We start from the raw sequence: 22963 nt of genomic DNA on the forward strand, positions 1-22963 counted from the left end.
AGGAAGTTCTTTATGAAAGCAGAAATTATTGCAGTAGGTTCTGAATTATTACTAGGTCAGATTTCTAATACAAATGCCCGCTTTATATCTACTCAGCTAGCAGAGATTGGGTTGGACGTATACTATCATACGGTTGTAGGAGACAATGCGGATAGGTTGGTAGAATCGATCCAAATAGCAGAAAAACGTGCGGATTTAATCATATTCACAGGTGGGTTAGGTCCTACAAAAGATGATTTAACAAAAGAAACTATTGCCAAGCATTTGGGAATGAACTTAGTGCTAGATAATCATGCAATCATGTATATTGAGGATTTCTTTAAGCGTATGGGTCGCAATATGACAGAAAACAACAAAAAACAAGCACTTGTTTTAGAAGGAAGCACCGTATTAGAAAACAAACATGGTATGGCACCTGGTATGTTACTAACTACCGATAGTCATTCATATATGCTTCTTCCTGGTCCACCAAAAGAGATGGAGCCTATGTTCCAATTTGAAGCGAAGCCACTATTACCGAAGCTTCTTTTAGATGAAAATGTTATTATGTCCCATGTTATTCGGTTCTATGGAATAGGGGAAGCCGAGCTAGAAACAGAAGTCCAAGATCTCCTAGATAACCAAACAAATCCCACACTTGCACCCCTTGCTTCTGATGGAGAGGTTACACTCCGATTAACAGCAAAGAGTAATTCGGAGGATGAGGCTTGGAAAAAGATTGAAGCATTACAAGCTGAAATTTTAAACAGAGTTGGTAAATTCGTTTATGGATATAATAATGACTCTTTACCTTCGAAACTTAGAGAAATACTTATCGAAAATGACTTGACTATTTCAGCAGCTGAAAGCATGACAGCAGGACTTTTCCAATCAGAACTTGCTGCAGTGCCGGGAATGGGAGAAGCATTGGTTGGTGGTATGATCACTTATACAGAAGACGTGAAGATTAAGCAACTAGGTGTAGATGCTGCAATTATTGAGAAGTATAGCGTTGTTTCAAGTGAATGCGCAGAGCAAATGGCACTTAAAGTAAAAGAAAAATTTCAAACCGATATAGGTGTAGGTATTACTGGAGCTGCAGGTCCTGATGGTCACGGAGGGCAACCTGCTGGCACGATTTGGATTGGAATTGCATTAGGTGATTTGAAGCCAGTAACATATAAACTCAACCTTTCAGGTTTACGAAACACGAACAGAATTAGAACAGTAAAGTTTACAATCTATTACTTAATACGATTACTGCGTGAGCAAACATTATCGAAAATTTAATTTAGATCAATAAAACGGCCCAAAATCCAATTTTGAGCCGTTTTTCACACTCAAAATTAAATAGACGTAAAAAATAAACGAATGAACGTTCGCTTTTTTCTTGTAAATTTCTCAAAGACCGAGTATAGTAAGGATAGAAATAAAAAACATCATCATTTCTTTTGAGGAGGAAATTAATTGGCTAATAATGATCGTAAAGCAGCATTAGATATGGCGTTAAAACAAATAGAGAAACAATTTGGTAAAGGTTCTGTTATGAGATTAGGAGAAAAGACAAATCTTGAAATTTCTACTTCTTCTAGTGGTTCTTTAGCATTGGATGCTGCACTAGGAATAGGTGGGTACCCAAGAGGACGTATTATTGAAATATATGGTCCAGAGAGTTCAGGTAAAACAACTGTAGCTCTACATGCCATTGCAGAAATACAAAAAACTGGTGGGCAAGCTGCATTTATCGATGCGGAGCATGCATTAGATCCAGTTTACGCACAAAAACTAGGTGTAAATATTGATGAATTACTTTTATCTCAACCAGATACAGGGGAACAAGCACTTGAAATTGCAGAAGCACTTGTACGTAGTGGTGCAATTGAAATACTAGTAATTGACTCTGTAGCAGCTTTAGTACCTAAAGCTGAAATTGAAGGAGAAATGGGAGATTCTCATATGGGTCTTCAAGCTCGATTAATGTCTCAAGCATTACGTAAACTTTCTGGTGTTATTAGTAAATCGAACACAATCGCTATTTTCATCAACCAAGTTCGTGAAAAAATTGGAGTAATGTTCGGAAATCCGGAAACTACAACAGGTGGTCGTGCGCTTAAATTCTATAGTTCTGTGCGTTTAGAAGTAAGACGGGCAGAAGCAATCAAGCATGGTACAGATATTATGGGTAATAAAACAAAAATTAAAGTAGTGAAGAACAAAGTTGCTCCACCATTTAGAACTGCGGAAGTAGATATTATGTATGGTGAAGGAATATCTCAAGAAGGAGAAGTAGTTGATATTGGTTCTGAATATGACATTATTCAAAAAAGTGGTTCTTGGTATGCGTACAATGAGGAACGTATAGGACAAGGTAGAGAAAATGCAAAACAATATTTAAAAGAGAATCCTGCTATTAAAGCAGAAATTACAGGTAAAATCCGTGAATCTCTTGGAATGGCAGCAGGGTCTTTAACGATTGGTGCACATGACATTGAAGAGGACGAAGACGAAGAATTTGAATTATTATTAGAGGATAAGTAATAACAAGACAGAAAGTCTCTCATTCATTTGAGAGACTTTTTTTGAAAATATATAAATTGTATGTTGTAGACTAGTTCCTTCTGGATAAATAATAATCCTGTTATAATTTCCGTTTCAAATGACTTGTCATTCATCTCGGGCTATAAAATTAGTAACATTATCAAATAGAAAATGGCTTATTTAAGCACTTCTAAAAGGATAGAAACAAGTTTTGATCTTTTAAAAGCTTGTGTTTAAATTCATTTGAATGGAATTTTGCACAAACATCTATCTATTTTGTCCTACTTTATATATATTATACCTCCCTTCCTTGACAGAGTATTTCTACATCTATACAATTAAAATTGTATAATTTCTTTATTATTAAATGATTATAGGCATTACGTATATGGTTTTGTATATACGTGCCGACTGAAACTAAAAAGTATAGCATTAGGGGGTGTTCGAATGACAGAAATTATCATCTCCGCTTTGCTTGGTCTGATTGTCGGTGCCGTTGTTGGTTATATTTATCTAAAAAACGTGAACGATTCAAAAGTGACTGGTGCAAAACAATCTTCAGCTAATCTCATAGATGAAGCAAAGCGAGAAGCGGAAGCGTTGAAGAAAGAAGCACTTTTAGAAGCCAAAGATGAAGCTCACCAATTACGAAATGAAGCAGAATCTGACATCCGTGAACGCCGTATGGAACTGCAAAAACAGGAAAATCGGTTAGTACAAAGAGAAGAGAACCTTGATCGTAAAGATGATGCTCTAAACAAGAGAGAAGTAAGTCTTGAGCGTAAAGATGATGCTCTAACTGAAAGACAACAGCATATCGAACAAAAAGAACGCAAAGTGGATGAACTAGTTAAAGAGCAACAAACAGAACTAGAAAGAATTTCTACTTTAACCCGTGAAGAAGCGAAGTCAATAATTCTTCAGGAAGTAGAGAATGAGCTTACTACTGATATTGCTGTGATGACAAAGGAATCGGAAACTAGAGCTAAAGAAGAATCCGATAAAAAGTCTCGAGAGATTCTTTCCCTTGCGTTACAACGTTTTGCTGCAGACCATGTTGCTGAAACAACTGTCTCTGTAGTTAATCTGCCGAATGATGAGATGAAAGGTCGCATTATAGGACGTGAAGGTCGAAACATTCGTACACTTGAAACGTTAACTGGTATCGATTTAATTATTGATGATACACCAGAAGCAGTAATTCTTTCAGGTTTTGATCCAATTCGAAGAGAAACAGCGCGTTTAGCACTTGAAAAACTGGTACAGGATGGACGAATTCATCCGGCGCGAATCGAAGAAATGGTAGAAAAGTCTAGAAGAGAAGTAGATGAACAAATTCGTGAAATTGGAGAACAAACTACTTTCGATATGGGGATTCATAATTTACATCCAGATCTTATGAAAATTCTAGGTAGACTTCGTTATCGTACAAGTTATGGCCAAAATGTATTAAAACACTCCACAGAAGTTGCCTACTTGTCAGGGTTGTTGGCAGCAGAGCTTGGTGAAGATGTAACACTTGCAAGACGTGCAGGGTTACTACATGACATTGGGAAAGCAATTGACCATGAAGTGGAAGGTAGCCACGTGGAAATCGGTGTCGAGTTAGCAACAAAATACAAAGAACATCCAGTAGTTATTAATAGTATTGCTTCCCATCATGGGGATACAGAAGCTACTTCCGTTATTGCTGTATTAGTGGCAGCTGCCGATGCATTATCTGCAGCACGACCTGGTGCAAGAAGTGAAACATTAGAAAACTACATTCGTCGCTTGGAGAAATTAGAGGAAATTTCTGAATCCTATGAAGGTGTAGAAAAATCATTCGCTATTCAAGCTGGTCGAGAAATTCGTATTATGGTTCGTCCAGATCAAATTGATGACTTAACTGCTCATCGTTTGGCAAGAGATATCCGTAAACGAATTGAAGAAGAGTTAGATTATCCAGGTCATATAAAAGTGACTGTTATTAGAGAAACTAGAGCAGTAGAATATGCAAAATAACATCTAGTATAGATGTGAATGCTTTATGGTAGTATTAACAAAAAGGCTTCGAAATGAAGCCTTTTTTTCGTGAAAGGAATTGATGTAGTAATGAGAATATTATTTATAGGTGACATCGTTGGTTCAATGGGACGAGACACGTTAGAGGATTATCTACCAAGACTGAGAAGAAAATACGATGTAGATGTAGTCATTGCTAATGGAGAAAACGCAGCGGCAGGACGCGGCATTACAAAAAGTATTTTCCAGTCTTTGCTCCATATGGGAGTAGATGTGGTGACAATGGGTAACCATACTTGGGATCAAAAAGAAATCATGGATTTTATCGATGACACAGACTACTTAATACGACCTGCCAATTTTTCAGAAGACGCACCTGGTAAAGGAATGACGTCCATTTCCAAAAATGGTCATACCATATCAGTGATTAATATGCACGGTAGAACGTTTCTACCACCACATGATGATCCTTTTAAAATGGCAACAGAGATGGTGTCAGAAGCCAAAAAGCTATCACCGATTGTCTTTGTAGACTTCCATGCCGAAGCGACAAGTGAAAAAATTGCATTTGGTTGGCATTTAGATGGAAAAGCTTCTGTTGTTGTAGGAACACATACACATGTTCAAACTGCAGATTCTCGTATTTTACCTGGAGGTACCGCATATATTACAGACGTGGGAATGACAGGTCCTTATGATGGAGTTTTGGGTATGAAAAAAGAGGATGTACTTTACCGCTTTCAAACAAATATGCCAACGCGATTCGAGGTACCGAAGGAAGGTCGTTCTGTGCTCAGTGGTTTCTTCGTAGAAGTGGACAATACTACTGGAAAAGCGATACACCAGGAAAGAATTTATATAAATGAGGATTACCCATTTAAAGGTTAAAAAGTCTAAAAGATTACTCCTGCGCATACGTTAGGTTATGGACCAGAAGCAAGTTCATAATATAGCGACAAAAGGAGAAATGATAGTGGATTCTTTAAAAGTATCTTCCCGTTCAAACCCAAATTCAGTTGCTGGGGCATTAGTTGCAGTAATAAGAGAACAAGGGTATGCAGAGATGCAAGCAGTAGGAGCAGGAGCATTAAACCAGGCTATCAAAGCGATAGCAATTGCCAGAGGATTTGTAGCTCCAAGTGGAACAGACTTAACTTGTTCTCCTGCCTTCACCGATATTGTCATTTCAGGTGAAGATCGAACAGCTTTAAAGTTACTTGTTGAAAAAAGATCAAAATAGACGAGAGGTCGCTGCTCATAGAGTAGCGACCTCTCTTTTGTAAGAGGTCTAGTGAGCGCTGCTAATAGCGCAATGATTTCAGTTGGATTAGCTTCAGCCTCCTCGCCGCCTTTTCACTCCAAACTATTCGAATAAAATGTGACGATAAGCTTCCGTCAAAGGTCTGAATTTCTATAAAAATATAGAGAATACATAGTGATAACTTAAACTTCATGATAAACTTATGAAGGAAATTAGTATTTAATCGAATAGTAAGGAGATGTTTATATGTTGCAACAGCTTTCTTGGAAAGTAGGAGGGCAGCAAGGAGAGGGAATTGAGAGTACAGGAGAAATATTCTCAATGGCGATGAATCGCCTTGGATACTATCTATACGGATACCGTCATTTCTCTTCACGTATTAAAGGTGGCCATACAAACAATAAAATCTGTGTACGCCCAACACAAGTTCGTACAATACCAGATGATTTAGATATTTTAGTAGCATTTGATCAAGAAACAATTGATGTAAATTACAAAGAGTTAACGGAAAAAAGCATTGTTTTAGCAGATGCAAAATTCTCACCAGTGGCACCTGAAGATTGTAAGGCCCCAATGTATATCGTCCCTTTCACAGAGATAGCTGCAGAATCTGGGACATCTCTTATGAAAAACATGGTAGCAATTGGCGCCAGTGCAGCATTACTTAACTTAGACAAAGCAGTATTCCAAGGTGTGGTAGATGAAATCTTCGGTAAAAAAGGACAAGAAGTAGTAGAAAAAAACATGCAAGCTATTCAACAAGGTTTTGATACAATGGCGGAGCAGCTCGGAGATCGTCTAGGAGAATGGGAGATTGCTCCTGCGGATGGAAAACACCGTATGTTCATGATTGGAAACGATGCAATTGCATTTGGGGCATTAGCTGCAGGTGTTCGTTTTATGGCAGCATATCCAATCACACCTGCCTCAGAAATTATGGAATATATGATTAAAAAACTACCACTCTTTGGTGGTGCAGTTATTCAAACAGAAGATGAAATTGCTGCCGCTACAATGGCGATTGGTTCAAACTATGGAGGTGTTCGTGCATTTACTGCATCAGCGGGTCCAGGACTGTCGCTCATGATGGAAGCAATCGGACTTTCTGGTATGACTGAACAACCACTTGTAATCGTGGATACACAGCGTGGTGGACCTTCAACAGGTTTACCAACTAAACAGGAACAATCCGACTTAATGCAAATGATTTATGGAACACATGGCGAAATTCCAAAAGTGGTTATTGCACCAAGTACTGGAGAAGAAGCTTTCTACGATACTATTCAAGCATTCAATATTGCAGAAGAATTGCAACTTCCCGTAATAATCTTATCTGATTTACAACTATCACTTGGTAAACAAACAGTGGAGCCATTTGATTACTCGAAGGTTGAAATTCGTCGTGGAAAATTAGTAGAGAATGAAGAAATACCGGTAACGGAAGATAAATCGTACTTCAAACGCTATGAACTGACTGAAGACGGGGTATCACCTCGTGTCTTACCAGGCACACAGCATGCGATTCATCATGTAACTGGTGTAGAGCATGATGAAACAGGTAAACCATCGGAGGCAGCTACAAATCGTAAGGCTCAAATGGACAAACGTTTAGGGAAGCTTAATCATATTAACTTCAAAGAGCCTGTATATGTAAACGCACCATATGAAGAGGCTGATATACTATTTGTTGGTTTCAACTCTACTAGAGGTGTGTTGGAAGAATTACAACAAACACTTATTGAAAGTGATGTTAAAGTAAATCATGCGCATATTCGCTTAATCCACCCATTCCCAGTGGCGGAAATGCAATCACTAGTTGCGAAAGCAAAAAAAGTGGTAGTAGTGGAAAACAACGCAACAGGACAATTAGCAAATATCATCAAAATGAATGTCGGTGGTCATGATAAATTGGTGAGTGTCACAAAATATGATGGCACCCCATTTTTACCATTACAGCTTGCAAAACAAGTAAAGGAGTTGCTAACAGATGGTAACATTTAAAGATTTTCGTAATAACGTAAAACCTAACTGGTGTCCAGGATGTGGTGACTTCTCAGTGCAGGCAGCGATTCAACGTGCTGCTGCAAATGTTGGCATTCAACCACATGATTTAGCTGTAATTTCTGGTATCGGTTGTTCTGGACGTATTTCTGGATATATTCACTCATACGGTTTTCATGGCATTCATGGGCGTGCACTACCAATAGCTCAGGGTCTGAAAATGGCAAACAAAGATTTACACGTTATCGCTTCTGGTGGTGATGGAGATGGCTTTGCAATAGGTATGGGTCATACCATTCACTCGATACGTCGTAATGTAGATATAACTTATGTTGTTATGGATAACCAAATCTACGGATTAACAAAAGGGCAAACGTCTCCACGTTCAGCAGAGGGCTTTAAAACGAAGTCAACACCTGGTGGAGCAATTGAACCATCCGTGCAGCCATTAGAACTAGCGCTTACATCCGGAGCAACATTTGTAGCGCAAGGATTTTCTTCTGATATTAAAGAGCTAACTGCTATTATTGAGGCGGGCATTAATCACAAAGGCTTCTCGTTTATAAATGTATTTAGCCCATGTGTAACATACAATAAAGTAAATACGTATGACTGGTTTAAAGAGCATTTAACTAAGCTTTCTGCTGTAGAAGGATATGACTCTACAAACAGAGATGAAGCTATGAAATTAGTAATGGAAACAAAAGGACTTGTAACAGGTATCATATATCAAGACGAAAATGCACCATCATACCAAGAACAAGTTCCTGGGTATGCGCCAACACCACTTGTCGATCAAAATTTGAAGATGAGTGAACAGGAATTCAATGCTTTAATTCAAGACTTTATGTAATGGTTTAAGGGCTCATGAATGTCAAAAGTTCATGAGCTTTTTTTCTGCGAACGAAAGCCCATAAAAAATGGATTATGGCCTATAACAAGCCTATAGCCCATAAAAACTAAGCAAGTCCATAAAAATAGAGTATAGCCCATAAATATTCTCATCTAGCCCTCTAGCATGAAGATATAGCCCATAATCTCTCCCAACTAATCCCGATAAACTAAGTATATGCACTTAATTTGTCTAATTAGGCAATTTTAAGCTGAAAGCCTTGTGGCAATACATAACTATTCAGTATAATAGTAGGGATATTCGTACTTTTCACGAATGAAGGAAAGGAGAGTTCTTATGAACGAGGAATCACGTTTACAAAGTACTCAAGTGAAGGAAGCTAGCTCTTTGGATAAAAAATCCGATAAGGATTATAGTAAATATTTTCAAGCAGTCTATACTCCACCATCATTAAAAGATGCGAAAAAACGTGGCAAAGAAGAAATAGAGTACCATAACGACTTTGCTATTGCAGAACAATTTAAAGATATGGGTCAAAACAGAAAATTTTATATACGCACATACGGTTGTCAAATGAATGAACATGATACAGAAGTAATGGCAGGTATTTTCATGCAACTAGGTTATGAACCTACGGATACTGTAGATGATGCCAATGTGGTTTTACTTAATACTTGTGCAATTCGTGAAAACGCTGAAAATAAAGTATTTGGTGAGCTTGGTCACTTTAAGCATTTAAAACAAAAAAATCCTGATGTCCTAATTGGTGTATGCGGATGTATGTCCCAAGAAGAATCAGTTGTAAAAAAAATATTAAAAACTTACAATCAAGTAGATATGATTTTTGGAACACATAATATTCACCGTCTTCCTGAAATATTGAACGAAGCATACCTTTCAAAAGAAATGGTTGTAGAGGTTTGGTCTAAAGAAGGAGACGTTATAGAAAATCTGCCGCGAGTACGTAAAGGTTCGATTAAAGCCTGGGTCAACATTATGTACGGCTGCGATAAATTCTGTACATATTGTATCGTTCCATATACACGTGGAAAAGAGCGTAGTCGTCGTCCGGAAGATATTATTCAAGAAATTAGACATCTTGCTGCGCAAGGATACAAAGAAGTAACATTGCTTGGACAAAATGTTAATGCTTACGGAAAAGACTTTGAAGATTTGAATTATCGATTTGGTGATTTAATGGATGATCTTCGGAAAATTGACGTAGCACGCATTCGTTTCATGACTAGTCATCCTAGAGACTTCGATGATCATTTGATCGAAGTGCTTGCCAAAGGAGGAAATTTAGTCGACCACATTCATTTACCTGTTCAATCTGGGTCGTCGGATATTCTTAAAATAATGGCTCGTAAATACACAAGAGAGCACTACTTAGAGCTAGTTAGAAAGATAAAAGCAGCTATACCGAACGTCTCATTGACAACGGATATAATTGTTGGCTTTCCAAATGAAACAGAGGAACAATTTGAAGAAACAATGTCTTTGTATAAAGAAGTAGGATTCGAAATAGCATACACGTACATTTACTCTCCTCGAGAAGGTACACCAGCTGCAAAAATGGCAGATAACGTACCGATGGAAGTGAAAAAACAACGACTTCAGCGATTAAATAAGCTGGTGAATGATATGTCCGCGGAGGCTATGAAAAAGCATGATGGACAAATTGTGGAAGTTTTAGTCGAAGGTGAAAGTAAGAATAATCCTGACGTACTTGCAGGTTATACGAGCAAAAGTAAACTAGTAAATTTTGTAGGACCAAAAGATATCATTGGGACATTAGTTAAGGTTAAAATAGTAGAAGCAAAAACATGGTCACTTACTGGGGAACTAGTAAATGAAATAATCGAGCAAAAGGTGGGAGTATAATGTCTACAACTAAATATACAAGAGAAGATATTATTGAAAAAGCAAAAGAAATAGCAACAATGATTGCAAATACGGAGGAAGTTGAATTCTTCAAACGTGCAGAAGAACAAATTAATGAGAATACAAAGGTACGTGAAAAAATAGCAAGCCTAAAAAGCTTACAAAAACAAGCCGTTAACTTTCAACATTTAGGGAAAGAAAAAGCACTTAGCCTAATAGAAGGAAAAATTGCTGCTATCGAAGAAGAAATCGATGGACTACCAATTGTACAAGAATTTAAACAATCCCAAGGTGATGTAAATAGTCTTCTACAATTAGTAGCTAATTCCATTTCTAACAATGTAACCAATCAAATTATTGAAGCAACTGAAGGTGACTTACTTAGAGGCGAAACTGGTTCAAAAGTAAAAAATACAACATATGATGGCTGCTCATAAGTAGAGCTTAAAATAGAGCATGCATGTAATCCTTACACGATTATATGCATGCTTTTTTCAATACTTATAAAACCTGAAAATACTAAATAGGTTGACAATTAAATAAACTTATATGTTAATATTAATAAGTGCAAGGGGATTTTATATAAAAAGGGAGGAAATGGAATGAAAAGAAGGCAATTAAAGTTGTTGAGCATACTAAGTATTTTAGTTTTAATGATACTTGCAGCCTGTGGTTCTACAGATGAGGATTCTTCTGATAGTGATTCAGGTAAAACTAAAGAAGATATTAAATTTTTAAGTATGCTAACTGGTGGAACGCAAGGAACCTACTATCCGTTAGGTGGAACTTTTGCGGATCTAATCACTACGGAAACAGGTGTTAAAACTACTGCGGAGGTATCTCAAGCATCAGCAGCTAATATGACAGCATTACAAGAAGGCGAAGGAAATATCGCTTTCGTTCAAACGGATATTGCTTACTATGGTACTGAAGGAATAATGATGTTTGAAGGTAAGAAAACAGATGCTGTTTCTGCACTAGGTGCGTTATATCCTGAAACAGTTCAATTAGTAACATTGGCGGATTCTGGAATTACTTCTTTTGAAGATCTTAAGGGGAAAAAGGTTTCTGTTGGAGCTCCAGGATCAGGTACTTATGCAAATGCAGAGCAATTGCTTGAGATCCATGGTTTGTCAATGGAGGATATTGAAGCACAAAGTTTAGATTTCGGTGAGTCAACAGATGGTATTCAGTCTGGACAAATTGATGCTGCATTTATTACGGCTGGTTATCCAACTGGTGCTGTAGAAGCGCTAAATGCTACAAACAAAGTTTCGATTATTTCAGTGAACGATGAAAAAGCAGATGCATTAATCGAGAAATATCCATATTATGCGAAGGATACAATCCCAGCTGGTACTTATGGTATTAAGGAAGAAACACCTACAGTTTCAGTACTTGCAATGCTAGCAGTAAACAAAGATCTTTCTGAAGACTTAGTATATAAAATAACAAAAGCGATATATGGAAATACAGATAAAATTAGTCATGCAAAAGGTGAATTCATCAAAGCCGAAACAGCTCTAGATGGTATAGGAATTGAAGTTCATCCCGGAGCAAAAAAATACTTCGATGAAGTCAATAAATAATTATAAAGTAAGAAGGGGCTCTGTTGCGAATTGCTTCGAGTCCCTTTTTGTTAAAAAAAGTGAGGATTAATCACTTTATGAAAAAAATAATTTGGCTATTTTTGATTATTTTCTTTTTAACTTTATTTTGTTTTATCCCTATTTTTTCAGCTTTTACTTTTACAGAAACTAGGACCGAGCACCCAAGTATTCATTTTATCCCATTAGAAAAAAAGGATCACTTTCAAATTATTTTTACACATACTATTCACCTGACTGATGTAATAGAGAATTATAGAGTATTAGAATCAAATGAAATTAAATTGGCTTCTATGCAATATAGTAATGTGGCGATTGGCATGCCTGGTTATGCAGAGGAAGGCCAGACATTGAGTTATGAAAATGGTGTTTACACGCTTAAATACGATACAGCAGTATTAAAGGATTTTATTTTACATATTGGAGATGTGGACAATAAATTAGATTTTCATTACAACGAGAAAAGTTTCGATTTAAAAGAAGAGTTAGATCGAGGCAAGTCTTATGAATTTAAAGTTAAAAAAATATCACTCTTTGAAAAAGTGAAAGGAGTCGAATTAAATGAAAGATAAGAACCAACAACCATTTCAAGACGATCAGTTTGAAGAGCTATCTTTGGAAGAACAGCAAGAAATATTAGAAAAGTACGATCTAGAGTCGAACACTCGGACATTAGGTGGAGTGCTAAAATATATTATTTATTTTGGATTAATGGCATTCTCTTTATTTCAACTTTATACAGCCATATATGGTCAATTTCCCGCTCAAATACAACGAACAGTCCATTTAGGTTTTGGTCTAGTTTTTATCTTTTTACTTTTTCCAGCACGTAGAAAATTTTCGAAGACAAAAATACCATGGTATGATTTCATACTAACAGCTGGTGCTTTGTTAATCGGAACTTATTGGACGATAAATTATACTCGTTTAGTACAAAGTTTAGGTTCATTGGAGAGTATGGACTTCATTGTTGGGTTACTAGCAGTATTGCTTGTATTAGAGGCATCTAGAAGAGCGGTTGGTTTACCAATTACTATAATCGCTGCAATCTTTTTAGTGTACGCATACCTAGGACCTTATTTCCCAGCATTTATGGCTCATAGGGGCCAAAGTGTCGATAATATTGTGAATTTAATGTTCTACACAACTGATGGTATTTTAGGGACACCTCTTGCTGTTTCATCTACTTATATTTTTGCCTTTTTGCTTTTCGGAGCATTTTTAGTGAAAACCGGAGTAGGACAATATTTTAATGATTTGTCTGTGGCAGTGGCTGGAAAGTTAGTTGGAGGTCCTGCAAAGGTTGCTATTTTTTCATCTGCTTTACAGGGTACTATTTCGGGAAGTTCGGTAGCAAATGTTGTTACTTCTGGTGCCTACACAATTCCAATGATGAAATCGCTTGGGTATAAGAAGGAGTTTGCTGGTGCAGTTGAAGCATCGTCTTCTACTGGTGGACAGTTGATGCCACCAATTATGGGTGCAGCCGCATTCTTAATGGTTGAATTTATCGGACGTGGAGTAACGTACTGGGATATTGCAAAAGCAGCGGCAATTCCAGCTCTATTATATTTTACTGGAATATGGATTATGACCCATTTTGAAGCGAAGCGTTTAGGTTTAAAAGGATTAACAGATGATCAAATGCCAGATCGGAAGGAAATCTTTAAAAAGATTTATTTAATTTTACCTATTTTCCTAATCATTATTTTAATGATGGTAGGCGTTCCTGTTATTCATTCAGCGTTATATGGTATTTTAGCTTGTATTGCAGTAGGGTTTATCAACAAAGATACTAAACTTGGTATCAAGGAAATTTTAGATGCTTTAGTGGATGGGGCAAGAACAGCTTTAGCGGTTGTTGCAGCTACTGCGTGTGCAGGAATTATCGTCGGAGTAGTAGTAAAAACTGGATTAGGCTTAAGTCTAGCTACAAGTTTGGTTAAATTAGCTGGAGGAAGTATCTTATTAACATTATTCTTTGTTATGATAGCGTCTCTAATTTTAGGGATGGGTGCACCAACTACAGCAAACTATGTAATTACATCTACAATTGCAGCACCAGCGATTATTACTTTGCTAGCGCCTGATGTTGCACAAAGTGCAGTTCCAATTGTTGTTCTATTATCTGCACATTTCTTTGTTTTCTATTTTGGAATAATAGCAGATATTACACCTCCTGTTGCACTAGCCGCCTTTGCCGCTTCAGGGATATCTGGTGGAGATCCTATAAAGACCGGTTTAGAGGCTTCGAAATTAGCAATTGCAGCCTTTATAATTCCATACATGGTGGTCTTTTCACCAACATTGTTAATGATTGATACGACTTTGTGGGAAATTATCTGGGTCACATTTACTGCAATAATAGGGATGATTTCTATTGGCGCTGGAATGATAGGGTATTGGTATAGAAAGGTTAATTGGTTGGAAAGAATTTTGGCAGTAGGAGCAGGATTACTATTGATATACCCAGAGAGTATGTCGGATATAATAGGGCTTGTATTATTTGGGGTACTATTTGTAATTCAATTATATACTCGGGAAAAGGAAGACACGAAAATTATAGCAGTATAAACATAAAAAATACGAACCATAATGGTTCGTATTTTTATGTTTTCTTAAAATCGAGAGATACTTGTTTAAATATTAGGGGATGCCTATTATAGGGTATTCTTTTTTAATAGGCAAAAGAGAGCCAAGGGGAGCGTATCTGTAGCATGTAAGGGTATAATAATGAATAATAAGTAACTAGTATTGCTTTTTCAACTCAAGAAAGGAAGATTCGATGAAGGAAGAGAATTTAAATGTAGGATGGAACTTGGAAAATACGTATACCGAACTTCCAGAATTACTGTATACAGCTATAAATGTAAATCCTGTTAGTAATCCTAAACTGGTTATATTAAACGATGCGGTGGCAACATCTCTTGGGCTAAATTCGAAAGAGCTAGAAAGTACTCATGGTGTTGAGGTACTTGCTGGTAATAAGGTGATTGAGGGCGGTATACCTTTAGCTCAGGCTTATGCTGGTCATCAATTTGGAAATTTTACCATGTTAGGTGATGGAAGAGCACTGTTGCTTGGTGAACAAATAACTCCGTCGGGGGAGCTAGTAGACGTACAATTGAAAGGCTCTGGTAGAACACCATATTCTCGTGGGGGAGACGGACGAGCGGGCCTCGGGCCGATGTTACGTGAATATATTATTAGTGAATCGATGCATGCTCTAGGAATTCCAACAACCAGAAGCTTATCAGTAGTTACTACCGGAGAGAGTATTATGCGAGAAACTGTTCAACCGGGTGCAGTGATGACACGTATTGCTGCAAGTCATTTACGTGTAGGTACTTTTCAATTCGCTGCAAAATGGGGCACATTCGAAGATCTTAAAGCTTTAGCGGATTATGCAATAGAAAGACATTACCCAATTTTATTGGCTAATGAAAATCGCTATCTTGCATTCCTTAAAGAAGTGATTGAACGCCAAGCGGCATTGATAGCAAAATGGCAAATTGTCGGTTTTATACATGGAGTGATGAACACAGATAATATGACGATAAGCGGAGAGACAATCGATTATGGACCTTGTGCTTTTATGGATATATATAATCCGAAAACAGTATTTAGTTCCATTGATAGACAAGGTCGTTATGCTTATGAAAATCAGCCAAATATAGCCGCATGGAACTTAGCGAGATTGGCAGAAAGTTTATTGCCTCTTATTCACGAAGATCCGGATGAAGCTGTGCAGCAAGCGCAAGAAGCGATGGCGGCCTACCCAGTAACTTATGAAAATTATTGGTTAACAGGAATGGGGAATAAGCTAGGGATTTTTAATATAGAAAAAGAGGATATTTCCCTAATCGAAAACCTTCTTGAACTTATGGAGAAATACGAAGTAGATTATATAAATACATTCCGATTATTGACTCTTGATAAAGTGGAAGAAACTGAATTATTCGGTAAAAATGGATTTGAACAATGGTATGAAAAATGGAAAACTAGACTTGAAAATCAGCAGGTGTCAGAAGAATTTATAAAGCAACTAATGCAGAAAAGTAATCCAGTAGTTATTCCGAGAAATCATCGAGTAGAAGAAGCGCTTGATGCAGCAGTGAATAGTGAGGACTATAGTGTATTAAACAATTTGCTAAGTGTAATTTCACATCCTTATGATTACAATGCAGACTATATGGATTATACTACTCTTCCTCCTGATACTTCAGGACCGTACAAAACGTTTTGCGGTACTTAATCCAAAGGAAAGAAAAGTCTGTGAACCTTAAAAGTTTACGGGCTTTTCTCACTTACAGGAGAGGATAAATATCAAAAACTGAAAAGTATTACGTTATGCAGATTTAATCTTGTAACTCAGTCTTTTTTTCTTTAAAATTAATAGTAATCATATTTGTTTAATCTTTATATGAATAAGGGAGTTTTAGAAATTATGCAGAAAAATAAAGTAGCGGATAAAGTCCGTAGAATAATTTTAATTGTAATAGGAGCAGCAATAGCTGGTTATGCACTGGAAGCAGTGTTAATACCAAACTCAGTTATTGACGGCGGCGTAACAGGTGTTAGTATCATGGGTACATATTTGTTTAATATACCACTTGGACTTTTACTCTTTATATTAAATATTCCGTTTGTATATATTGGTTATAAACAAGTGGGGAAAACCTTTGCAATAATGAGTATTATTGGTATAGCATCCCTATCTATTTCAACAGTTTTAATGCATCAAATTGAGCCGATTCTAAGTGCAAAAGATCCACTATTAGTAGTAATATCTGGAGGGGTAATGCTAGGTATTGGTATTGGTGTGGTATTACGTAACGGTGGTGCACTTGATGGTGCAGAAGTTTTAGCGGTTCTAGTATCTCGAAAAGTACCATTTTCAGTAGGAGATATAATCTTATTTATTAATGCATTTATTTTTCTAGGTGCTGGTTTTATATATGGTTTAGAAGGAGCACTCTATTCAGCTACTACTTATTACATAGCTAAAATAGTTATTGATGTTATTCAAGTTGGACTTGAAAGTTCCAAATCAGTTCGAATAGTTAGTAAAGAATCCGAGGAAATTGGGTCTGCCATACAGGATCGTTTAGGTCGTGGTGTAACGTACTCCAGTGGTCGCGGTGGTTTCTCCAATGAAACTATGGATATTGTCACATGTGTAATCACTCGCATGGAAGAAAACAAGTTAATAACAATTATTAAAGAATTGGATCCTGGTGCTTTTATTGTGATCACAGATGTGGCAGAAGTAAGAGGCGGTACGTTCAAAAAACGAGATATTCACTAAAATATAAATACCCGTTAAATGAGTATATATGCTCATTTAACGGGTATTATTATTTTAAAGTTATTTTCGTTTCTTCTTCCCGAGATCTTTTACAGAAGTTTTGTTTTTATCTACCACTTTTTCAAATTCTACTTGAACCTGAATACCATTTTCTTCTGTTTCCAGTACATTAATTACTTTACCTTTTCTACCTTTGATTTTAAGATCATCATCGATGGAAGGGATATCTCTTAATACTTGAGTTAAAATAACCATATTTTTCTCCATAAAATGAACTGCAAACATTTCCATTTCCCCTTACTTTATAATTTAGAATCTATGTATTTTATGATTATTTAAAAGTTATAGAACTTTAAAATAGATAAACCATATTAGTTTATTGTTAAATTGTTTAGTGTTAAACTAAATTGGAAACAATAGAGAAAAAGGAGTGTTAAAGATGAGTAAACTTCAAGATAAAGTTGTAATCATTACTGGTGGTGCTGGTGGAATTGGATTTGGGATGGCAAAAGCAATGGCTAAAGAAGGCGCAATCGTTGCAATTGTAGATGTGAATGAGGAGACAGGTAAAGCAAGTGAGAAATTATTACAAGAAATTTCCCCAAGATCAATGTTTTTAAAAGCAGATCTTATGGATCGCGAAAACTTACCAAACATCATTAAAACAATAGTTGATAACTATGGTAAGTTGGATGTACTTGTAAATAATGCACATGCATCAAAACAATTAACGATTGAGAATATTACACAAGCGGATCTTGATCTATCATTTGGTACTGGATTCTATCCAACATTCTTTTTAATGCAGGCTGCACTGCCTTACTTAAAAGAAACAAAAGGAAATATTATTAACTTTGCTTCAGGGGCAGGATTGGCTGGTCATGAAACTCAAGGAGCATATGCTGCTGCTAAAGAAGCAATTCGTGGGATATCACGTGTAGCTGCAAACGAATGGGGTCGTTTTGGTATTAATGTGAATATTATCAGTCCGGTTGCTAACTCAGAGGGAGTAAAAGCATGGGCAAAAGCTCAACCTGAATATTATGAAGCAGTTCTAAGTAAAATACCGATGGGTCGTTTCGGTGAAGTAGAAGAGGATATTGGACGTGTAGCAGTATTTTTAGCTAGTGAGGATTCAAGATATATTACAGGTCAAACGATGATGGTTGATGGTGGATCCATCATGTTGCGTTAATAGAAGGATGTAGTATGGAGAAAACAAATTTATTTAAATTGATTCATGCAACTGAAGTAATCTCAAACGAAAATATAGTTAAATTCTCTTCTAAATTTGAATTTCCAGTAGGAATATCTGCAATTTTGGTACTAGCACAATTACGTGCAAATGGTCCAGTAATGCAAAGTGATTTAGCAGAGACCTTAGGGTATACAAAAGGAGCAATCACAAATATTTCTAGCAAGCTCGTGAAGTTCGAATTAGCGGAACGACTGTATAGTGAAGCAGATCGCCGGACGATCCATCTTCAGATTACAGAAAAAGGGCGATCTGCTTTAATGGAAGCACAAAAGATTGGCGAAGAAATATTTGTGGAGTTATTTGAAGAGTTGACTGTGGAAGAATTAGATCAGTATTTATATATACAGCAAAAAATATTAAACAGTATGAAAAATATAAGATTGTCATCATTATGATCTAATTATTTTTTTTAGAAAAAAGTTGCTAAGACCCTCAACACAAGAGGTTCTTAGCTTTTTATGTTTTTCAAAATCCTTTTGTATAATGTAAAAGTACTTAACTCCTTGCAATTAAGATATGAAATTGTTATGCTAATAACAATTTTATAACATTCCTTCGGGGTCGGGTGAAATTCCCAATCGACAGTAAGAGAGAAATCTCAAAGCCTGTGAGCCGTAAAACGCATGATTTGGTGAGAATCCAAAGCCGACAGTTAAAGTCTGGATGGGAGAAGGAGAAAGTCGCCTATTTGGAGGTTTTTTAGTTATGCTAAAAAAGGAACAAAAGGCTTATTAAAGTATGACTTCTCTCGCATCCATAAATTTGGATGCGTTTTTTAATGTCTAGCTATAGCGTTTGTCAGTGCCAACAAATTTGGGCAAGTCAGTTTGTTGGGACATGATCCCGCGGGCATAGGCGCTTCTATTTTTTAAAATTGAATAACTATCCTTCGGGGTCGGGTGAAATTCCCAATCGACAGTAAGAGAGAAATCTCAAAGCCTGTGAGCCGTAAAACGCATGATTTGGTGAAAATCCAAAGCCGACAGTTATAGTCTGGATGGGAGAAGGAGTAGTTCAATGCTTTTTGAGAGAAAAACACAAAAGGCTTATTTGAATCTACCTAATTTCCCTCCGACACTTATGTGTACGGAGGTTTTTGTTTGAAGTAGGCTTTAGATTCCATCTAAAAGTACTTACTAATAAGGAGGATACGATGTTTACAGGAATTGTTGAAGAGCTTGGCACCATTAAGAACGTACAAACATCTGCTAGCAGTATGCAACTTATTATCCGAGCAAAACGAATTTTAGAGGACATCAAATTAGGTGATAGTATTGCAGTGAATGGTGTCTGTTTAACAGTAATCGCATTTTCAAGATTTGAATTTACAGTGGACGTTATGCCAGAGACGTTTTATGCAACTACAACAAAATTATTAAATAGCAGTTCAGTTGTCAATTTAGAAAGAGCATTAGCGGCAAACGGTCGATTCGGTGGACATTTCGTTACAGGACATGTGGATGGTGTGGGTACCATATTGAAAAAGCACCATGCAGCAAATGCAGTGTATATCGATATTATTGTACCAGAAGAGGCAAGTCACTTTTGTATTCCAAAGGGATCTATAACGATTGATGGAACAAGTTTAACTATTTTTGCTATAAATAAGTCGACAGTAACAGTTTCATTAATTCCCCACACAAATAAGGAAACAGTTCTAGGTGTGAAAAAAGCGGGTGAACTCGTTAATATCGAAGGTGACATGCTAGGGAAGTACGTGCATCAATTTAGTACAAAGAAAAGTGAATCGACTATCATCACCCAGGACTTTTTACAGCAGAACGGTTTTTAAGGAGAAATTAGCATGCTTAATACGATAGAAGAAGCAATCACAGATTTAACACAAGGAAAGCTTATTATTTTAGTAGATGATGAAAACCGCGAAAATGAAGGCGATTTCCTTTGTTTAGCAGAATTTGCAACACCAGAAAACATCAATTTCATGGCTAAGTATGGTCGAGGATTGATTTGTATGCCTATTCATGAAGAAATCGCAGAGGTATTGCAATTACATCCGATGGTTTCTAATAATACAGATTCTCATCAAACTGCATTTACTGTGTCGATTGATCATGAAAACACTTCAACGGGCATAAGTGCGTTTGATCGATCAGAGACGATGTTACAAGTCATTAAGCCACAAGCAAAGGCACAACAGTTTAAACGACCAGGACATGTCTTTCCGCTAATCGCAAAGCCAGGTGGTGTACTGGAAAGACGAGGTCATACGGAAGCTGCAGTTGACCTTGCCATGCTTTGTGCCTCAGCTAAATCAGGTGTAATTTGCGAAATAATGAACGATGATGGTTCAATGGCACGATTACCAGATTTACTGGAGCTTGCCAAACAATATCAATTAAAGATTGTCACAATCGAAGAACTATCAAGGTATTTAATAAATATTAAAGCTAGCTAAGGAGAGAATAAGATGGTAAAAACAATAGAAGCAAATTTAATTGGAACAGATTTGAAAGTAGGTATTGTTGTCGGACGTTTTAATGATTTCATCAATGCAAAACTAGTTGACGGTGCAATAGATGGGTTAAAACGTCATGGTGTCGCTGAAGAAAGTATTGAAGTTGCTTGGGTTCCTGGTGTATTTGAAGTACCATTTATTGCAAAAAAAATGGCAGATTCCCAAAAATACGATGCAGTGATTGGTCTTGGTACAGTAATCAGAGGTTCAACGACACACTATGATTATGTTTGCAACGAAGCAGCAAAAGGAATTGCACAAGTAGGTTTACAAACTGGAGTACCAGTTATTTTTGGTATCGTCACTACAGAATCTATAGAACAAGCTATTGAACGGGCAGGTACAAAGGTTGGAAACAAAGGATACGATGCAGCCGTCTCTGCAATTGAGATGGCAAATCTGTTAAAGGTCATGTCGTGATAAAATTGGTTCACTTAAATTTAGAAATGACTTAGAAACAATAGAAAAAGTATAAACAATTAATCCGAAACTTCATGGATTTGAACATGGATCAATTCATTAGTATCAGTAATATATTCAATTTTAACAGAGACTCCAAATTCTTTGTCACTCTCTTTTAACCTTAGACTGAACTTTTCAATGGTAGAATTTCCTTTCGGTTCACTTCCTTCATAAAGATAGTCAATTATACTTGCATGGGGAAATTTGGATTGAGTTTCTTTTACAGCAACTTGTCCCCATTTAGCATAGGCAGGGGTTTCCTGATGAGTAGGAGCGGTTGTAGGTATATATGTTGTTAATGTCTGCATAGAAGCTATAATGGTAAGTTCGATAACTAGTTTTTGCATAATTCATCACTTCTCCTTTCCTTTAGAATGTGTCATTCAAAAGAAATCATTCTATCGTTATTTTGATTCCTAATGAGGAGAGCAATAATTCTGACAAAATATAAAATTGTAATATAATGAAAGAAGAACATGATTTGAATTAGAGGGGGCAACATAATGGAATTAGGATTAGCTGGAAAAGTAGCAATCGTTACGGGCTCAAGTAAAGGGATAGGTTTACAAACAGCTTTACAATTAGTGCAAGAAGGAGCTAAGGTAACTCTTTGTGCTCGAGGAGAAGAACAATTAAAAGAGGCTGCGGCGTTTATTAAAAGTGAAACAGGAGCACAAGTACTTATTGTTTCTGCGGATATTACCAAAGAAGAAGCATGCAAAGAAATTATTCAAAAAACAGTAGATCATTATGGACGTATTGATATTTTAGTTAATAATGCTGGTACTTCTTCTGCAAACCCTTTTGAATCAGTGGAAACAGATTTGTGGCAAACAGATTTAGATTTAAAATTATTTGGAGCTATACATACGTCAAAAGCTGTAATACCCTATATGAGAAAAGTGGGCGGAGGAGCAATTGTAAACGTAACAGCAGTATTAGGAAAAACACCTCCTGCTAGTTCGCTGCCAACAACTGTTAGTCGAGCAGCTGGAATGGCATTGACTAAAGCGATGAGCAAAGATTTGGGAAAAGATAATATCCGGGTTAATACAGTATGTATTGGCCTTATTAGAAGCAACCAAATCGAATTGAAGTGGAAAAAAGATGCTCCAGAACTTACTTGGGAAGAATATTCTAAAAATGTAGTTGGTCCAACGATTCCACTTCAGCGAATTGGTGAAACTTTAGAAGCAGCAAATGTCATTACTTTTTTAGTGTCAGATGCCGCGTCTTATGTAACGGGAACATCTGTTAATATTGATGGTGGATCTGGTGGGACGCTTTAAATAAAAAAAGAACCCGAATGGAAACCCCTTTAGGGCCATTCGG

General features: G+C 36.7%; 21 protein-coding genes, 1 pseudogene and 2 riboswitches. Of the genes and pseudogenes, 20 read left to right on the forward strand and 2 right to left on the reverse strand.

Annotated elements, in window-relative coordinates:
• The first annotated feature begins 12 nt into the window (after positions 1 to 12).
• From MHI40_RS06485 to MHI40_RS06550, 14 genes are all read left to right on the forward strand, one after another.
• Positions 13 to 1269 (forward strand): competence/damage-inducible protein A, encoded by a 1257-nt coding sequence (locus MHI40_RS06485; RefSeq protein WP_340761963.1) that lies wholly within the window; start codon positions 13 to 15, stop codon positions 1267 to 1269.
• A gap of 177 nt (positions 1270 to 1446) precedes the next feature.
• A complete protein-coding gene (recA, locus tag MHI40_RS06490; RefSeq protein ID WP_340761964.1) occupies positions 1447 to 2517 on the forward strand; it encodes a recombinase RecA in 1071 nt (356 codons plus the stop codon).
• A gap of 447 nt (positions 2518 to 2964) precedes the next feature.
• On the forward strand, positions 2965 to 4521 hold the full coding sequence (gene rny, locus MHI40_RS06495; protein ID WP_093535027.1) for a ribonuclease Y: 1557 nt from the start codon (positions 2965 to 2967) through the stop codon (positions 4519 to 4521).
• Positions 4522 to 4611: 90 nt separating this feature from the next.
• Positions 4612 to 5409 carry a TIGR00282 family metallophosphoesterase gene (locus tag MHI40_RS06500; protein ID WP_093535717.1) on the forward strand — a complete coding sequence of 266 codons (798 nt, stop codon included), beginning with the start codon at positions 4612 to 4614 and terminating at the stop codon, positions 5407 to 5409.
• An 85-nt stretch (positions 5410 to 5494) separates the two neighbouring features.
• The gene (locus tag MHI40_RS06505; protein WP_093535025.1) at positions 5495 to 5761 is read left to right on the forward strand and encodes a stage V sporulation protein S; all 267 of its coding nucleotides are present in this window, start codon (positions 5495 to 5497) and stop codon (positions 5759 to 5761) included.
• A gap of 267 nt (positions 5762 to 6028) precedes the next feature.
• Positions 6029 to 7783, forward strand: coding sequence for a 2-oxoacid:acceptor oxidoreductase subunit alpha (locus tag MHI40_RS06510; RefSeq protein ID WP_340761965.1), 1755 nt, complete (start codon positions 6029 to 6031; stop codon positions 7781 to 7783).
• Positions 7770 to 8636, forward strand: a complete 867-nt coding sequence (locus tag MHI40_RS06515) for a 2-oxoacid:ferredoxin oxidoreductase subunit beta (protein ID WP_093535021.1) — start codon at positions 7770 to 7772, stop codon at positions 8634 to 8636. Before MHI40_RS06510 ends, MHI40_RS06515 begins: the two co-directional genes overlap by 14 nt.
• A 336-nt stretch (positions 8637 to 8972) precedes the next feature.
• Complete coding sequence (gene miaB / locus MHI40_RS06520) at positions 8973 to 10520, forward strand: tRNA (N6-isopentenyl adenosine(37)-C2)-methylthiotransferase MiaB (protein WP_340761966.1); 1548 nt, start codon at positions 8973 to 8975, stop codon at positions 10518 to 10520.
• Positions 10520 to 10957, forward strand: coding sequence for a RicAFT regulatory complex protein RicA family protein (locus MHI40_RS06525; protein ID WP_093535017.1), 438 nt, complete (start codon positions 10520 to 10522; stop codon positions 10955 to 10957). Before miaB ends, MHI40_RS06525 begins: the two co-directional genes overlap by 1 nt.
• Before the next feature lie 165 nt (positions 10958 to 11122).
• Positions 11123 to 12109: a TAXI family TRAP transporter solute-binding subunit gene (locus MHI40_RS06530; RefSeq protein WP_340761967.1), complete on the forward strand. Its 987-nt coding sequence runs from the start codon at positions 11123 to 11125 to the stop codon at positions 12107 to 12109.
• Between the two features lie 77 nt (positions 12110 to 12186).
• Entirely contained in the window at positions 12187 to 12699 is a 513-nt protein-coding gene (locus tag MHI40_RS06535) for a DUF1850 domain-containing protein (RefSeq protein WP_340761969.1), read from the forward strand.
• Positions 12689 to 14701, forward strand: a complete 2013-nt coding sequence (locus MHI40_RS06540; protein WP_340761970.1) for a TRAP transporter permease — start codon at positions 12689 to 12691, stop codon at positions 14699 to 14701. Before MHI40_RS06535 ends, MHI40_RS06540 begins: the two co-directional genes overlap by 11 nt.
• A gap of 211 nt (positions 14702 to 14912) precedes the next feature.
• Positions 14913 to 16382, forward strand: coding sequence for a protein adenylyltransferase SelO (locus tag MHI40_RS06545; RefSeq protein ID WP_340761971.1), 1470 nt, complete (start codon positions 14913 to 14915; stop codon positions 16380 to 16382).
• A 168-nt stretch (positions 16383 to 16550) separates the two neighbouring features.
• Positions 16551 to 17435 carry a YitT family protein gene (locus MHI40_RS06550; protein ID WP_407691697.1) on the forward strand — a complete coding sequence of 295 codons (885 nt, stop codon included), beginning with the start codon at positions 16551 to 16553 and terminating at the stop codon, positions 17433 to 17435.
• Between the two features lie 60 nt (positions 17436 to 17495).
• Here MHI40_RS06550 and MHI40_RS06555 read toward each other — a convergent pair whose 3' ends face one another.
• Positions 17496 to 17720, reverse strand: a complete 225-nt coding sequence (locus tag MHI40_RS06555) for a hypothetical protein (protein WP_340761972.1) — start codon at positions 17718 to 17720, stop codon at positions 17496 to 17498.
• 154 nt (positions 17721 to 17874) lie between these two features.
• Between MHI40_RS06555 and MHI40_RS06560 the strand changes: the two genes are divergently transcribed.
• The 5 genes and pseudogenes from MHI40_RS06560 (at position 17875) to ribH (ending at position 21589) form a co-directional block, all read left to right on the forward strand.
• Positions 17875 to 18630: an SDR family NAD(P)-dependent oxidoreductase gene (locus MHI40_RS06560; RefSeq protein WP_340761973.1), complete on the forward strand. Its 756-nt coding sequence runs from the start codon at positions 17875 to 17877 to the stop codon at positions 18628 to 18630.
• Between the two features lie 14 nt (positions 18631 to 18644).
• Positions 18645 to 19088 (forward strand): MarR family winged helix-turn-helix transcriptional regulator, encoded by a 444-nt coding sequence (locus MHI40_RS06565; protein WP_340761974.1) that lies wholly within the window; start codon positions 18645 to 18647, stop codon positions 19086 to 19088.
• Between the two features lie 152 nt (positions 19089 to 19240).
• A riboswitch (FMN riboswitch) is annotated at positions 19241 to 19372 on the forward strand.
• Positions 19373 to 19574: 202 nt separating this feature from the next.
• Positions 19575 to 19706, forward strand: a riboswitch (FMN riboswitch).
• A gap of 140 nt (positions 19707 to 19846) precedes the next feature.
• On the forward strand, positions 19847 to 20485 hold the full coding sequence (ribE, locus tag MHI40_RS06570) for a riboflavin synthase (protein ID WP_340761975.1): 639 nt from the start codon (positions 19847 to 19849) through the stop codon (positions 20483 to 20485).
• A gap of 12 nt (positions 20486 to 20497) precedes the next feature.
• A pseudogene (gene ribB, locus MHI40_RS06575) lies at positions 20498 to 21085 on the forward strand (3,4-dihydroxy-2-butanone-4-phosphate synthase); the annotation flags it as partial.
• 36 nt (positions 21086 to 21121) lie between these two features.
• Positions 21122 to 21589, forward strand: a complete 468-nt coding sequence (gene ribH, locus MHI40_RS06580; RefSeq protein WP_340761976.1) for a 6,7-dimethyl-8-ribityllumazine synthase — start codon at positions 21122 to 21124, stop codon at positions 21587 to 21589.
• A gap of 59 nt (positions 21590 to 21648) precedes the next feature.
• On the opposite strand, the gene MHI40_RS06585 is transcribed toward ribH, so the two are convergent.
• Entirely contained in the window at positions 21649 to 21978 is a 330-nt protein-coding gene (locus MHI40_RS06585) for a DUF3889 domain-containing protein (RefSeq protein ID WP_340761977.1), read from the reverse strand.
• Between the two features lie 156 nt (positions 21979 to 22134).
• Between MHI40_RS06585 and MHI40_RS06590 the strand changes: the two genes are divergently transcribed.
• Entirely contained in the window at positions 22135 to 22920 is a 786-nt protein-coding gene (locus tag MHI40_RS06590; RefSeq protein WP_340761978.1) for an SDR family NAD(P)-dependent oxidoreductase, read from the forward strand.
• The last annotated feature ends 43 nt before the right edge of the window (positions 22921 to 22963 follow it).

Origin of the sequence: Psychrobacillus sp. FSL H8-0510 (assembly GCF_038008345.1) — a bacterium.
GTDB lineage: Bacteria > Bacillota > Bacilli > Bacillales_A > Planococcaceae > Psychrobacillus > Psychrobacillus psychrotolerans.

Excerpts from the sequence above, each read along its gene's own strand:
- MHI40_RS06485 (WP_340761963.1), top strand. The coding sequence starts at position 13 with ATGAAAGCAGAAATTATTGCAGTAGGTTCTGAATTATTACTAGGTCAG.
- rny (WP_093535027.1), top strand. The coding sequence starts at position 2,965 with ATGACAGAAATTATCATCTCCGCTTTGCTTGGTCTGATTGTCGGTGCC.
- MHI40_RS06500 (WP_093535717.1), top strand. The coding sequence starts at position 4,612 with ATGAGAATATTATTTATAGGTGACATCGTTGGTTCAATGGGACGAGAC.
- MHI40_RS06510 (WP_340761965.1), top strand. The coding sequence starts at position 6,029 with ATGTTGCAACAGCTTTCTTGGAAAGTAGGAGGGCAGCAAGGAGAGGGA.
- MHI40_RS06515 (WP_093535021.1), top strand. The coding sequence starts at position 7,770 with ATGGTAACATTTAAAGATTTTCGTAATAACGTAAAACCTAACTGGTGT.
- miaB (WP_340761966.1), top strand. The coding sequence starts at position 8,973 with ATGAACGAGGAATCACGTTTACAAAGTACTCAAGTGAAGGAAGCTAGC.
- MHI40_RS06525 (WP_093535017.1), top strand. The coding sequence starts at position 10,520 with ATGTCTACAACTAAATATACAAGAGAAGATATTATTGAAAAAGCAAAA.
- MHI40_RS06530 (WP_340761967.1), top strand. The coding sequence starts at position 11,123 with ATGAAAAGAAGGCAATTAAAGTTGTTGAGCATACTAAGTATTTTAGTT.
- MHI40_RS06535 (WP_340761969.1), top strand. The coding sequence starts at position 12,187 with ATGAAAAAAATAATTTGGCTATTTTTGATTATTTTCTTTTTAACTTTA.
- MHI40_RS06540 (WP_340761970.1), top strand. The coding sequence starts at position 12,689 with ATGAAAGATAAGAACCAACAACCATTTCAAGACGATCAGTTTGAAGAG.
- MHI40_RS06545 (WP_340761971.1), top strand. The coding sequence starts at position 14,913 with ATGAAGGAAGAGAATTTAAATGTAGGATGGAACTTGGAAAATACGTAT.
- MHI40_RS06550 (WP_407691697.1), top strand. The coding sequence starts at position 16,551 with ATGAATAAGGGAGTTTTAGAAATTATGCAGAAAAATAAAGTAGCGGAT.
- MHI40_RS06555 (WP_340761972.1), bottom strand. The coding sequence starts at position 17,720 with ATGTTTGCAGTTCATTTTATGGAGAAAAATATGGTTATTTTAACTCAA.
- MHI40_RS06560 (WP_340761973.1), top strand. The coding sequence starts at position 17,875 with ATGAGTAAACTTCAAGATAAAGTTGTAATCATTACTGGTGGTGCTGGT.
- MHI40_RS06565 (WP_340761974.1), top strand. The coding sequence starts at position 18,645 with ATGGAGAAAACAAATTTATTTAAATTGATTCATGCAACTGAAGTAATC.
- ribE (WP_340761975.1), top strand. The coding sequence starts at position 19,847 with ATGTTTACAGGAATTGTTGAAGAGCTTGGCACCATTAAGAACGTACAA.
- ribH (WP_340761976.1), top strand. The coding sequence starts at position 21,122 with ATGGTAAAAACAATAGAAGCAAATTTAATTGGAACAGATTTGAAAGTA.
- MHI40_RS06585 (WP_340761977.1), bottom strand. The coding sequence starts at position 21,978 with ATGCAAAAACTAGTTATCGAACTTACCATTATAGCTTCTATGCAGACA.
- MHI40_RS06590 (WP_340761978.1), top strand. The coding sequence starts at position 22,135 with ATGGAATTAGGATTAGCTGGAAAAGTAGCAATCGTTACGGGCTCAAGT.